The 13,274-nt window shown below is 62.4% G+C and carries 11 protein-coding genes; 1 reads left to right on the plus strand and 10 read right to left on the minus strand.

Annotated elements, in window-relative coordinates; translation table 11 throughout:
- A partial coding sequence (locus AC3ERS_RS34555; protein ID WP_431972367.1) for a transposase occupies nt 1–213 on the minus strand: 213 nt, incomplete at its 3' end.
- On the opposite strand from AC3ERS_RS34555, the gene AC3ERS_RS34560 reads away from it, so the two are divergent.
- Nucleotides 182–1,045, plus strand: a complete 864-nt coding sequence (locus AC3ERS_RS34560) for an IS3 family transposase (RefSeq protein ID WP_431972368.1) — start codon at nt 182–184, stop codon at nt 1,043–1,045. The genes AC3ERS_RS34555 and AC3ERS_RS34560 overlap by 32 nt on opposite strands.
- A gap of 415 nt (nt 1,046–1,460) precedes the next feature.
- On the opposite strand, the gene AC3ERS_RS34565 is transcribed toward AC3ERS_RS34560, so the two are convergent.
- From AC3ERS_RS34565 to AC3ERS_RS34605, 9 genes are all read right to left on the minus strand, one after another.
- On the minus strand, nt 1,461–4,742 hold the full coding sequence (locus AC3ERS_RS34565; protein ID WP_431972369.1) for a protein kinase domain-containing protein: 3,282 nt from the start codon (nt 4,740–4,742) through the stop codon (nt 1,461–1,463).
- A 415-nt stretch (nt 4,743–5,157) separates the two neighbouring features.
- Entirely contained in the window at nt 5,158–5,484 is a 327-nt protein-coding gene (locus tag AC3ERS_RS34570) for a Zn-ribbon domain-containing OB-fold protein (protein WP_431972370.1), read from the minus strand.
- Nucleotides 5,485–5,884: 400 nt separating this feature from the next.
- Nucleotides 5,885–7,339 carry an MFS transporter gene (locus AC3ERS_RS34575; RefSeq protein ID WP_431972371.1) on the minus strand — a complete coding sequence of 485 codons (1,455 nt, stop codon included), beginning with the start codon at nt 7,337–7,339 and terminating at the stop codon, nt 5,885–5,887.
- A 119-nt stretch (nt 7,340–7,458) separates the two neighbouring features.
- Nucleotides 7,459–7,926: an HtaA domain-containing protein gene (locus tag AC3ERS_RS34580; protein WP_431972372.1), complete on the minus strand. Its 468-nt coding sequence runs from the start codon at nt 7,924–7,926 to the stop codon at nt 7,459–7,461.
- A 10-nt stretch (nt 7,927–7,936) separates the two neighbouring features.
- Nucleotides 7,937–9,373: an aldehyde dehydrogenase family protein gene (locus AC3ERS_RS34585; protein ID WP_431972373.1), complete on the minus strand. Its 1,437-nt coding sequence runs from the start codon at nt 9,371–9,373 to the stop codon at nt 7,937–7,939.
- Between the two features lie 13 nt (nt 9,374–9,386).
- Nucleotides 9,387–10,478, minus strand: coding sequence for an NAD(P)-dependent alcohol dehydrogenase (locus AC3ERS_RS34590; RefSeq protein ID WP_431972374.1), 1,092 nt, complete (start codon nt 10,476–10,478; stop codon nt 9,387–9,389).
- 34 nt (nt 10,479–10,512) lie between these two features.
- Nucleotides 10,513–11,760, minus strand: coding sequence for an NAD(P)/FAD-dependent oxidoreductase (locus AC3ERS_RS34595; protein WP_431972375.1), 1,248 nt, complete (start codon nt 11,758–11,760; stop codon nt 10,513–10,515).
- Between the two features lie 4 nt (nt 11,761–11,764).
- Nucleotides 11,765–11,950: a ferredoxin gene (locus AC3ERS_RS34600; protein WP_431972376.1), complete on the minus strand. Its 186-nt coding sequence runs from the start codon at nt 11,948–11,950 to the stop codon at nt 11,765–11,767.
- Between the two features lie 34 nt (nt 11,951–11,984).
- A complete protein-coding gene (locus AC3ERS_RS34605; protein WP_431972377.1) occupies nt 11,985–13,256 on the minus strand; it encodes a cytochrome P450 in 1,272 nt (423 codons plus the stop codon).
- Nucleotides 13,257–13,274: the final 18 nt, after the last annotated feature.

Raw genomic sequence — 13,274 nt, forward strand, 5'->3', positions numbered from 1 at the left:
GCGGTGGGCCTGCTGATCGGAGCGCTCGGGAATCGTCGCGGCGATCCCGCGCCGACGCAGGTATCCCCGGATCTCTTTCGAGGAGTAACCCTTGTCGGCCAGCACACGACGCGGCCGGGTCCAGGGTCGTCCCCGCCCGGGTCGTGGCATCCGGATACCGGCCAGCACCCGGGTGAACACGGTGCAGTCGTTGATCGATCCGACGGATGGCACGCCTGCTCGGCGTGTCGGCGTCGGGCTACTACATGCATGTGAAGCTAGGGCGGCAACGGTTTCGACGCCACGTCAGCAGCGTCGTGCCGATCTGACGGTGAAGATCTTGAACGTGCACGCCGCCTCCGACGGTACTTACAGTTCTCCGCGAATCACCGCCGAACTCCGCGAACGGGGCGAGGTGGTCAGTGCCAAGACCGTCGCGGCGATCATGGCGCGGATCGGGATCGAAGGCATCAGTCCACGCACCTTCAAGGTGAGAACGACCTTGGTCGATCCGGCGGCGTCGTTCCCGCCGGATCTGGTGCGCCGTGACTTCGACCAGGGGCGCCTGGATGCGGTCTGGACGACCGATTTCACGTATCTGACCTGCGGCGAAGGCGACATGTACTTGTGTGCGATCTGGGACGGGCATTCCCGCCGCGTGCTCGCCCACGTCATAGCCGATCACATCGGTTCCGACGTGGTGTGCCAGGCGATCGACCAAGCCGTAGCAGTGCGCGGGCATCCGGTGGCCGGGACCGTGCTGCACTCCGATCGCGGGGGCGAGTTCACCGCGGGATCGACGGTGCAAGCCTGCCACCGTCACGGGCTGAAACAGTCGATGGGCGATACCGGAATCTGTTGGGACAACAGCCCCGCCGAATCATTCTGGTCGACCTACAAACACGAATCGTACTACCGACACGTCTACGCTACAAAGGCTGAACTCGTTGCTTCGGTTGACAATTGGATCCGAAGATACAACCATGATCGGCGGCACTCCGCCCGCGGGATGCTCGGCCCCGTACGCTACGAGCAATCCCTGACAGACGCAGCCAAGGCTGCTTGAAACCCTGTCCACCATTCGGGGTGAACCTCACGCATCCGACTACAGAACGGCCGCTGTCAGTCGACCCAAAGAAACTTCCCACTCCCCGCCGCCACAGCCAACTTCCGCGAACCGTGCACGTGCTACACAAGTACACCTGACGCTTGGTTCAACCAGGAGAACCACGGAAAGATCCATCAATGAGAAGCAACGGCACGGCCCCGCCCAGCACGTCCGAATGCGCAGGTCACCGTCGATTCTGGCCCGAGACCGTCACATCGGCCGCATCCCAACCTGCGTATAGGGGCGTTGACATCTCCCGCGACCATGGTGTTCTCGGCTGGGCACCTGGAGGGAGCACTTGATGTGCCCGAACGCAGCGATCTCTCCACAGCGGTTGATAGATGGCGTTGATATCCGGCAGAGATCGTCACGGTCAACGACTTTGTCGTGCAACGTCTTCTGCGATCCAGGCCGCAATCTGCGCACGGGAGGTGAATCCGAGTTTGGTGAGGATGTGTTCGACGTGGCCTTGGGCTGTGCGTTGGGAGATCACAAGTTTGGCGGCGATCTGCTTGTTGGTGAGGCCTTGGGCGACGAGATCTGCGACTTGACGCTCGCGCTTGGTCAGAGCCGCGTCTGGACCCGATGTCGGCGTGGTTTCGGTGGGTTGCTCGCCCAGTGCATAGGCCACAGCTTCGTCCATACCCAGCGCTCGGCCTTTGAGAACGGCCATATCGAATCCGCGTGGCCCGAGGGCGAAGCGCGTCGTCCGGACGCATTCGTCGTGATTATGCGACATCGGAAGGATCGCCGCAGGGTTGGCCATGGACCGCTGTAGTTCCTCCGCGGCGCCTATCAGTACAGCTGAGCGCTCGGCGTCACCATCGGCGCAGGCAACCCAAGACAACACTTCGAGACCGAACGCGGCCACGAGCGGGCTACGGAGCCGCCGGTTTATCCGCAGTGAATTGTGGAGCAGCTCGATCGCCGAGGATCGTTCACCTTGCTGCCAGACCGCACTGCCCAGACCCCACAGTGCGGACGACCGGAAGAGCGATTCGCCGCACGCTTCGGTGATCGAAATCAGCTGCCGATAACATTCGATCTCCTGATCCGTATCACCGGCCCGCTCGTACACCATACCGAGTGCGGACAAAGCAGAAGCGTAAAGGAATCCTTGACGGTTCGAGCTGAGCATCTCGACGGCGAGTTCGACCGATGAGGACGCCAGAGCGAGTTCACCACGACAGAGCGCCGCGATGCCCTCGGCGTGGGCGATCAGCGCCTCGGTCATCGGGGTGGGAGCCTGCTCAGCGAGCACGCGTCCCTCCTCGACGAGGGCGTTTGCCGCCAGCAAATCGCCCTGCATCGCAGCCATAATGGAGCCTGCGTGGAGCGCCCTGACACGGTCTGGAATCGATTGCCCAGCAGGGTGATCGAGAAGGCGCTCGATCCAGTGGCGACCTTCGCCATACAGACCCCGGAACGTCCAGAACACGAATAGCGCTGCGGCGGTTTGTAGACCTGCTTCGGCCGCCTGCTCGGTGTCTTCGGCCAAGCTGCATTCGAGCGCCTCGCGCAAGTTGGGTTGTTCACGCTCGAGCCTGGCGGTCCAGTAGGGCTGCCGGTCACTCATCCATTCGGCCTCCGCGGCCAACGCCAACCGCTGGTACCAATCCCGGTGCCGACGCCGTAGCTGCTGCTCCTCGCCGGACTCCCCCAGTTTCTGCCTGCCATAGTCGCGCACGGTCTCGAGCATCTGGAACCGCACCGGACCATTCGACCCGTCCCGGATGAGTATCGACTTGTCCACCAGCGAGGACAGCACATCGAGCGGACTGTCTGCGGCCAGGTCGGCGCCGCACACCTCTTCCGCGGCATCGAGTTCGAAACCGCCGGCGAATACCGACAGCCGCGCCCACAGCCGCTGCTCGGCCGGAGTACACAACTCGTAGCTCCAGTCGACACACCATCGCAGAGTCTGCTGCCGGCTGGGCGCGGTGCGGCTGGCGCGGGTCAACAGCGCATACCGATCGTCGAGCCGCTGCAGGATCTGCTCGGGCGACATCGTGCGCATCCGTCCTGCCGCCAGCTCGATCGCCAGCGGTAATCCGTCCAGCCGGGCACAGATCAGGGCCACGGTTGCCTTGCTGTCGTCGGAGAGTTCGAGGCCCGGCACCACCGCACTTGCGCGGTCGGCGAACAGGGTGACCGCGTCGTATCGGGCCAGTCCCCGCAGCGACGGCTCGCGGTCCGGATCCGGGACCTTCAGCGGCGGCACCTGCAGTACGACCTCTCCGGCGATGTCCAGCGGTTCGCGCGTGGTGACCAGGATTCGCAAGTTCGGACAGTCCCGCATCCAGGTCTCGACCAGTTCCGCCACCGCCGCCACCAATTGCTCGCAATTGTCCAACACCAGCAGCGACTCCCGAGTCGACAGGAACTCGACCACCACCTCCGGCAACGGCCGCGCCGGATCATCGCGCAACCCCAGCGCCGCCGCGACCGCGTTGACCAGCAGCGCAGGGTCGGAGACGTCGGCCAGCTCGACCAGCCGCACCCTGTCGGCGAGTTCCCGGCGTGTGCTCGCCGCCGCTCGCAGCGCCAGCCGTGTCTTGCCGACCCCGCCGATCCCGGTCAATGTCACCAATCGGGCCGAGGTCAGCAGATTCTTCACCTCCGCCAGCTCGGTGCGGCGGTCGACGAAACTGGTCAACTCCGGCGGCAAAGTCCCGACACCCCGTGGAGTCGTCGTCACCGGCGGACACCACCCTGGCGGCGTAGCCGGCTTGCGGTCCCGGCGCTCACGGCCCGATTCGGTGTGCAACGCCATCTCATCGACCGTGAACCCGTGGCGGCGCTGCGCCTGCTGGATCGCCTCCCCCAACGCCGCCGCCGACGGCCGCTCGCCCGGATCGCGGCTCATCGCCGCAGCAACCAACCCCGACACGTCCTCGGCGACGCCACTCGCACGCAGATCCGGCACCGGTTGAGAAGCGATCCGCAAAAACTGGGTCACCACGTTCTCCCCGCTGCGCCGCTCGAACGCCGCATGCCCGGTCAGCGCACAGAACAGCGTGGCACCCAGCCCATAGACATCCGTGGCCTCAGTCGGAGCCTGACCCTCGAGCACTTCCGGGGCCGTGAACGCCGGCGACCCGGTCACCGTGCCCGTGTCCGTCTTGAAGGCACCCGCAATCCGCGCGATACCGAAATCCGTCAGCGCGGGCTCACCGTAATCGGTAAGCAGGATATTGCCCGGCTTCACATCCCTATGCAGGATGCCGAGGCGATGCGCGCTCTCCAGCGCCCCGGCGATCTTCACCCCGATCCACAACACGGTCTCCGCAGGCAGCGGACCCTGCCCGCGGATCCGCGCGTCCAGGGAATCCAACGGGTGATACGGCATCACCAGATACGGCCGTCCACTCGCGGTCGCACCCGCTTGCAGCACCGTGACGATGTTCGGATGCCCGGTCAGCCGGCCCATCGCCTGCTGCTCCCGGAAGAACCGCGCTTGATTCTCTGCGTTCAGCTCGGCGCTGAGGATCTTCACAGCGACCGTTCGATTCAGCTCCGGCTGCGTGCAGCGATAGACCACCCCGAAACCGCCCCGCCCGATCTCTTCCGCGTCCTCGAACCCCACCGCGCTCAGTTCCGCGGTGACCCCCGTGGGGATCTCGCGGGCTGTCTGGAAAGGATCGTCCTCGCTCATCGGCTATAAACCTTCGGACAGTGCATTCCCTGCGACGGGTAGCGTTGCGTCAACGCTTCGTCAATCGTCATCGTATCCCCGGAACAGCGAGCGTTTTTGTCGTGAGGACGGTTGAGGATCGCTTGGCGACACGGATTCGAGCAGCCGAAAGGAGGAACCTTCCGCCGTATCGGACGGAACCGCGGCCGATTTCGACACTCACGACGTGCCGTATCGGTCGTAATCATCACAGTGCGCGGTTCGTATGCTGTACCGATCACTCGTATCCAGCGCTTGGGGACATGCGAACTGCATTTCGCGAGTCACCACTGACTACGAAGACCGGAAACCGGTCCTGGCGGGGACGTGGCTGCAACTGCACACGCACGGGAGGACTCGAGTCCACTGGGACGTCCCCCTCGATGGATGTGTAGACTCAGGGACCCTCGTCGAGTTCGACGATAGCGATCGTCAACGGTGTCGGCTCACCGCGCGTACCATCCCCGGCGCGCTCCACCACCCGCCACGAAACGATCGAGCCAGCGCCGGAGGAAGGCACCCACTCGAGGTCCTCGGATGCGCAAGAGAAGCACCCCGCGGTCAGCGGCGAAAACAATCTGTCGCACTCCGCGCAAAACCGGATCATCAATGTATCTTCCTCGCACCGGGTACTGTCATCGCTGCCGCTGTCCCTGTGTTGCGGATTTAGTGTGGACATGGACGCCTCCGCGGAACCGTGTTGATGGATTCGCTTCAGCATCATCGGTCCGAGGTGTTGGGGCGATGGCCGAACAACCAGGGTACATACCTATCTTTGGCCGAAGCGGCCCCCTCGTCGGCTCGCTCGTAACGAGCATTAGCAGTTGATTCTGCTCACACCCGTGTTGTTTGGACAACCACACGTCGTGTGCAGATTTGACCGGTATCGATGTTGATCGAATCGGTCGCGGGTGAGCTCGGTGGATCGCTGCCACCAAGCGGCCGCACCGTGCGGGCAGAATGACAACAGAGTGCCGACGCACTCTGTGTCTCTTCGAAGTGGCATCGGCGGTGAAGATTTCGTTGGCCAAGCCAGTGATGACACCAGGTGCGCGACGCTCATCGTATTCGCGGCGTTTGAGCCGACGACTATCGGATGGCTCCTGGGTGACCTCAGGTCGAGGTTACACACGCGCTGATACCAACTCATCCGACGACTTCGACCCCGTCACCGTTGCCGTCGATTTTCGACGACCACTGGGGATGGCCGCGGCGACCGCTGCCGCGGCAAGAGCTCCTGCGCAGCCGACCAGCATGGCGGTGCGAAAACCGTTCTCAGACGGCAGATCTTGGCCGCCGAACTGGACAACCATCTCTGAGAGCAAGACGGCCGTCGATGCGGAGGCGATCGCCGACCCGGCGGTACGCATGAGTGTGTTCAAGCTGGTGGCCGCCGCGGTCTGCGACCGTGGTACCGCCTCCATGATCAGGGCGCCCAGCACCCCGTAGGCCAGACCGGAACCCGCGCCGCACAGAGATGTAACCATGAGCAGGCCCAAAATCGAGTCGGATAGGGCTAGGTAGGAGGCGTATCCTGCGGCGAGAATCAGACTGCCGGTGACAAGAGTGGTCTTCGGACTGTATGCAGCTGACATTCGAGGCACGATGGGCGACATCGCCAGGGTCATCAAACCGGCTGGTGCCAGCAGGATTCCGACTGACAGAAGGGACTGCTCCAATCCGTATCCCGTGCTCGCTGGCAGTTGCAATATTTGCGGCACAACCAACAGTTGCACGTACATCGCGAATCCCAGCAGTATGCCGGCGACGTTGGTCAGCAGCACCGGCGGCTTCCGTGTGACGCGCAAGTCAACGATCGGGTCGGAACAGCGAAGCTCCCACAATCCCCACAGCACCAGCAAAGCCACTGTTGCTGCGAACAATCCCAGGACAGCTCCGCTGTTCCAGCCCCAAGACGGACCTTTGGATATTCCGAGAAGTAGGCATACCACAGCACCGCCCAGCCCGAGCGCTCCGACAAGGTCGAAGCCATGCTTCGTGCCTTGGCCTCCGTCGGCAGGGACCCCGATCGCGACGATCACAGCGACCACAGCAGTCAGTACACCCGCTCCCCAGAACATGTAGTGCCAGCTCCCGTATTCAGCAACAGCGGCCGAGATCGGCAGACCCAGCGCAACGCCGACCCCCATCGCTGCACTGGCAGATGCGATTCCGAATCCCAATCGGTCGTCCGGAAGGACGTCTCGGAGAATGCTGATGCTCAGTGGTATGACACCAAGACCCATCCCTTGGAGACCACGGCCAACGATCATCGGGACAACCGAGGCGCTCAGCGCGCAAACAACTGAGCCGACGGCGATCGGCACCAGGCAGATCAGAAGCACGCGGCGCTTGCCACAGATGTCGCCGAGCCGACCGGCGATGGGCGTACTGACCGCCGACGAGAGCAGGGTCGCCGTCACCACCCACGCAGCGTTCGATGTCGTGGTATTCAGTAGTCGCGGTAGCTGTCCGACGAGTGGCGTTATCAGCGTCAACATGATTGCCGACAGAATGCATGCTGCACAAAGAACAGCGAGTATTCGATTCGGCTTGGTCGCGGGCACCGCGAGGGCCATCTGATCCCCTATCTGTGCCGACGTGGCACTGCCGTAGCGAGACGCGGCCGGTGCCGCATAATGCCGTATCGGTTGGTGTCGGCAACATATCCACGAATTGCTTTGCGCGAGTCAATAACTCACTTTGGTGGCCGCTGCAACTGCAGCGGCGCAAGGCGAATACCCGAGGGGTAGTAACGGAAGATCGTGGCACCCTCAGCCGTGAGAAGTACCTCGATGTCGCTGCTCTCGCCGGATGCAGCGAAGTGTGATGGCAGTTCACCCCGTCCGATGGTGATCCGGTCCCCCGAGTCCGACGACTGCACGCCGTTCCCTGTCACGCTGATCGTGAACGAATTCTGGGAATACGATATGTCCAGCCAGGGTTCACGAACCGTGACATCAAGCAGGCCCTGGTGGGCGATGAATCGAATGCCGCCCATGAATTTCAGTATCGTGCGGCCAGCATTCGACTCAGCTGCCTCGCAGGGGAATGTTGCCGTACCCGTCTCCACCTGTGCAGGTTGGAGAGGAATCACTGCCCCACCCACCTCCCGGATGTACGTGTGGAGTGATTCCTTGACGGCCCAGGTCAGTGAGGCGTACATCAGCGAGACGTCATGACACTCGCCGAGGTCCCGTGATCACCTGCATCTCGGTGAATCCTCGCAGGCCCCAAATACCGTTCTCCGTGCCGATTCCACTCCACTTGCGACCACCGAACGGCAGATGCGGACGTACACCGCGGCCGTGACTGTTGATCGACACCTGGCCTGTGTCGAGCTCGAGCCCTATCCGCGCCGCGCGGTTTGGATCACCGGACCATACAGACGCCGTGAGACCATAGGTGGAGTCGTTGGCGCGCCGGACCGCGTCGAGTTCGTCGCGGAAGGCAACAACCGGAAGGACCGGTCCGAACTGTTCCTCGTCGACAATACGGACACCGTCTTCGACTCGATCGATGATCGTCGGCGCAAAGAAGTAGCCTGGTCGATCCAACGACCCGCCGCCCGCGACGATTCGGGCACCACGTTGGCGCGCGTCCTCGACGAGCGATGTCACGCGATCGAGCTGCGGCGCGTTGTTGATCGGTCCGAGTTGTGCCCCAGCGACTGTTCCGTCATCGACTTTGACGGACTGGGCAATTTCGGCGAGCGCGTCCACCAACTCCGCGTGCACACTTTCGTGCGCGTAAACGCGCTTCACCGCAAGGCAGATCTGACCCGTGTTTTCGAACGCGCTCCAGAACAGTTGTTCGGCAACCTTGCCAATGTCGATATCGTCCAGCACGATCGCGGGGTCGTTGCCGCCGAGTTCTAGCGTCAGACGCTTGAGGTCGTCGGCGGCGGCCGCCGCCACCTTCTTTCCGGTGGCAGTCGAACCAGTGAAGCTGACCTTTCGCGGAACCGGGTGGCCAACCATCTGTGCCCCCAGCGGATCCGGTCCGCTGATGACATTGAGGACGCCCGGGGGCAGGATGTCCCGCAGCACGCTTCCCAACGCGAGGGTGGACAGCGGCGTGTACGGCGAGGGCTTCAGCACCATGGTATTGCCCGCGCGCAGGGCGGGAGCGATCTTCCACATCGCCAACGTGATCGGGAAGTTCCACGGTGCAATGGCAGCGACTACGCCGAGGGGGCGGTGCAGAATTTCCTCGTATCCCTCGTGGTCGTCCTTGATCACTTCTCGCGGCAAGTCCAGGTCTGCGTAGTACCTCAAATACATTGAGGCGCTGGAAATCTCAATCTGCGATTTATCGAGCGGCTTGCCCTGTTCGGCGGTCAGAATGCCGACAAGATCTTCGGCTGCCGCATCGATGGCGTCTGCAGCTTCCAGTAACCGTTGCCGGCGATACGCATCGTCCTGTTTCCACTGTTCGAACGCCTGTTGCGCGGCGCCGAAAACGACATCGAGTTCGGAGGGATCCAACGCGGGCGCCGTGGTCAGTAGCTGACCAGTCGCGGGATTGATGACGTCGAATGTGCGGCTGGTCGGGTGGTCCCGTCCGTCTACTGTCAACGCAAAGTCGGCGATTGTCCTACCGGAATATTTCATAGTGAGCTCCACTTCAGCGTGGGAGAAGAACGGGCTTGACTGTTGCTCCTGACAGCGAATCAGACTCCGCCAGAGCGATATCGGAGAGCGGATAGGTCCGGATCAGCTTGTCGAAAGGAAATAATCCGCGCTGCCAGAGATCAATCAGCCGTGGCAGGAACAATCTCGGAACCGCGGCACCTTCGATCGCATAGGTGACAGTCCGGCCGACGAGCATCGCTGGCGCGATCCGAAGATCGTCCTGCGCAGCGCCGACCAGCACCGCAGTTCCCGGGATGTCGAGGACTTCGACCGATGCCGAGACGACGTTGGCCACACCGGTTGTGTCGCAGGAAAAGTCGACGCCACTGGTGCCATTACGCACAAGTTCGACCAAGTCCGGCGAATCACCGCGAACCGTGTGAGTCGCGCCGAGCTCCTTGGCGAGATCGAGACGGCTGTCGTGCAAGTCGATCGCCACAATGTCGCTGGCACCTGCGGCTTTCGCCGCCATCACGGCAGCCAATCCGACCGCTCCCGCGCCGAACACGGCGATGGACTGCCCCGCGGACAAACGCATCACATTCAACACGACGCCGGCGCCGGTCTGCAGGCCACATCCCAGTGGGGCCAGCAGTTCCAGCGGCAGGCTCTTATCGACAACGACGACATCGCGTTCGGCCACAATCGCGTGTCGCGCGAAGGAAGACTGCCCAAACCAGCGGTTGCCGATCGAATCTCCCTCAACCGAGCGCGCGTCCACCGACCCATCGGCGCGCCGACCGGTCACGTTCAAGACCTCGAAATGACGACAGTACGCAGGGACGCCTCGTACACACTGATCGCATTGCCCACAGGAGGCGAAGCTGAGCACGACATGATCGCCAACGCTGACATTCGTCACGGAGGCGCCGACCTCGAGCACAACACCGCTGCCTTCGTGTCCGAGAATCAGCGGCGTCAAATTCGCCCCGAACTCAGGGACTTTCGCCAGAAGATCAGTGTGGCACATGCCGACTCCCGCGACCTCGACAAGAAGTTCGTTGGGACCGACGCCGCTGAGCTCGACTTGTTCGAGTGTGAAAGGCGCGGTCGGTGAGCGCAACACTGCTGCAGTAGTTTTCATGGGATTGAGTCCTTGTTTTTCGTTCGATGCGGTCTCAGCAGGGCGCGACTGATGACTGCTTATCTTTGGTCGGCAGGTAGGTCAGTGCGTCCGCGCGAGTGCCGCGCTGCTCGATGACTCTGCGGAACTTCATGATCAGGCGCCGCTCGTTCAGTGTGGCTGCGCCCACGACGTGACCCCCATCATGGAACAGTGCAGCAAATCGATCGGATGCGGGACTCCCGGATACGAATTCGACTGTCCCCATGGGAATTCCGGCAAACTGGATTCGGTTTCCGTACCAGTCGCTCCAGTAGTAGGGCACGCTGAGAAATGGCTCGCGAAGGTCTGGGAACAAGGCGTTCTCCGCGGCACGCGCCCCTTGCTCGGCCGCGTTGGTCCAATTCTCGGACCGCATAGTGATGCCGTACTGGACGTTGTACCAGGAAGCGACATCGCCTGCCGCATAGACGCCGTGTACAGACGTTTCCAGGAATTCGTCGCATACGATTGCGTGATCTCGATCGTCGCGAACAAGCCCGGATCTTTCGAGCCACACGGTTTCAGGCGCGGCCCCGACGCCGACTACGACGAGGTCGGCGTTGAGCACACGATCATTGGACAGAGACACCCGCGCGGTCTCGCCGTCCAATTCAATCGAGGTCACCTTGGTGGCGACGATCACCTCGGTGCCATTTCGGTGGTGCAGGTTGGTCAGTGCCTGGCCCACGACCGAACCGACCGCGCGAACAAGCGGTACTGGAGCAGTATCGACGATCGTCACATCCGATCCGCGAAGGCGAGCAGACGACGCGACCTCCGAGCCGATGAAGCCGCCGCCGAGGACGACGACGTGACGTGCGTCCGCCAACCTTTTGTTGAGCCGGACGGCGTCGTCGAGAGTTCGAAGCTCGACTACGGGGCGGGTGGCAAACTCCGGTATCTGAGGCAGCGTGCGCGGACGGGCGCCGGTGGCGATGATCAGTCGGTTGTAGCGAATGGCATCGTTCGCCAGATGTACGGTGCGTGTCGCGGGGTCCAGCCGCGTTGCCGGCGTACCGAGCAGCAGTCGAACCTCGAGGTCGCCTGAAATCTCCTCTCGGGTTCGAAAGAACGTCCCCTGCGGGGCGCCAGTCAAGAATTCCTTGGACAGTGGCGGTCGGTCATACGGAAGATGCGGTTCCGCTCCGATCAACGTGATCGGCCCGCCGTAGCCGTGTCTCCGAGCCGCTTCCACTGCACGCAATCCCGCCAGCGAGGCACCGACGACAACGAGGCCCGCCTCGTGTGATTGATGATCCATCGATTCAGTCCTCAACCAGGGACAGCGCCAACGCCGGACAGCTGTGCACGGCGCGCTCGACTCGTGCATCGATAGGACCGTCAGACAACAGTCGTAGCGTCCCGTCGTCGTCGACCTCGAAAACCTCCGGTGCGATCGACTCGCAGATGCCGATGCCGGTGCAGCGCGATCGGTCCACACTGATCTTCATGAACTGGTTCCTTCTTTCTGTTACTCGTGCCCGTTCAGTTCGTGTGGACGTGCAGGTGGCGTATGCCGTTGATGAAAGTGCCCCCGAGAGGCTTCGGCTCGCCGACCACTGACAGGTTGGGAAGGAGTGTGAAGATCTCGCTGAAAAGGGCACGCAATTGCGCCTTTGCGACGCCATTGCCCAAACAATAATGGATTCCGCCACCGCCGAAACCGATATGCCTATTCGCCTCCCTCGCGAGGTCGAATCTATGTGGGTCGATGAATCGGCTTTCGTCGCGATTTCCAGAACAATAGAAGACGCACACCTTGTCGCCGGCGGCGATCTGCTGTCCGCCCAACTCCAGGTCCTGCGTTGCGGTTCGCGCAAATTGCATAACCGGCGACGCATGACGGATAAATTCTTCGATTGCCGTCGGGATCCGGGACTCGAAGTCCGCGGCAAGCCATCGCCGCTGAGCGGGGTTTCGGTCCAGAGCGTAGACCGTCGCGGTGGTCGTTTGCTTGGTCGTGTCGTTACCCGCGACGCTCAACAGGACCATCACCGAGCCGATCTCGTCTGCGTTGAGTCGCCTGCCGTCCCACTCGTACTGCGCCAACGCGGATACGATGTCGTCGGCGGGATGCTCGCGCCGGAACTCGACGAGGTCCACGCCGATCTGCTGCAAGATGCTCAGCTGCATATGCATGAACTCGACAGCAGATACGCCGTTCGGGAGTTCGGTCTCGCCGTCGAGACTGAGCAGAGTATTGCCGGCGTTCGCAAACGTCTCGACCAGAGACTCAGGCACGCCAACCATGTCGGCTATGGTCAGCATCGGAAGCTTCGACGACACCTCTTCGACGAGGTCGATCTCTCCCGCGCCGACGACGTTGCTCACAATCTGGTGGGCCCGCTTGCGGATCATCTCATCGAGTCGCCGGACCGCCTTGGGAGTGAACGCGGCAGCCAAAGCCTTGCGATAGTGCGTGTGCTTCGGTGGATCGAACGTCAAGAAGGTCTTGTACTCGGGCGCCCCAGGCGCAACGGGATCCAAGCCCACCCCACCGATCTCATTGCTGAACAGTTCGTGGTTCTGGCTCACGAACTCGATGTCGTCCGCGAGCACCACTGCCCAGAACCCGGCCTCGCCGTGTACTTCCGGCGATACGAACGGCGACTCCACGGATGGATGCCAGCTGACGGGCGCGTTGCGACGCAGCCAGGCGAAGGTTTCATCCCGCTCCGCGAAAGGGCGCGCCCAGAAAGAGAGGCTGGATATGTCTTTATCGGTGGTGGCTGAATGATTGTTTCGAAATATTTTCATGCTCGATTTCCTGCTGTC

It is taken from the genome of Nocardia sp. bgisy134 (assembly GCF_057708325.1).

Bases quoted from the DNA above. Each gene is read 5' to 3' on its own strand.
- AC3ERS_RS34605 (WP_431972377.1), bottom strand. From the start codon at position 13,256: ATGAAAATATTTCGAAACAATCATTCAGCCACCACCGATAAAGACATA.
- AC3ERS_RS34570 (WP_431972370.1), bottom strand. From the start codon at position 5,484: ATGATGCTGAAGCGAATCCATCAACACGGTTCCGCGGAGGCGTCCATG.
- AC3ERS_RS34595 (WP_431972375.1), bottom strand. From the start codon at position 11,760: ATGGATCATCAATCACACGAGGCGGGCCTCGTTGTCGTCGGTGCCTCG.
- AC3ERS_RS34600 (WP_431972376.1), bottom strand. From the start codon at position 11,950: ATGAAGATCAGTGTGGACCGATCGCGCTGCACCGGCATCGGCATCTGC.
- AC3ERS_RS34580 (WP_431972372.1), bottom strand. From the start codon at position 7,926: ATGTACGCCTCACTGACCTGGGCCGTCAAGGAATCACTCCACACGTAC.
- AC3ERS_RS34590 (WP_431972374.1), bottom strand. From the start codon at position 10,478: ATGAAAACTACTGCAGCAGTGTTGCGCTCACCGACCGCGCCTTTCACA.
- AC3ERS_RS34585 (WP_431972373.1), bottom strand. From the start codon at position 9,373: ATGAAATATTCCGGTAGGACAATCGCCGACTTTGCGTTGACAGTAGAC.
- AC3ERS_RS34565 (WP_431972369.1), bottom strand. From the start codon at position 4,742: ATGAGCGAGGACGATCCTTTCCAGACAGCCCGCGAGATCCCCACGGGG.
- AC3ERS_RS34575 (WP_431972371.1), bottom strand. From the start codon at position 7,339: ATGGCCCTCGCGGTGCCCGCGACCAAGCCGAATCGAATACTCGCTGTT.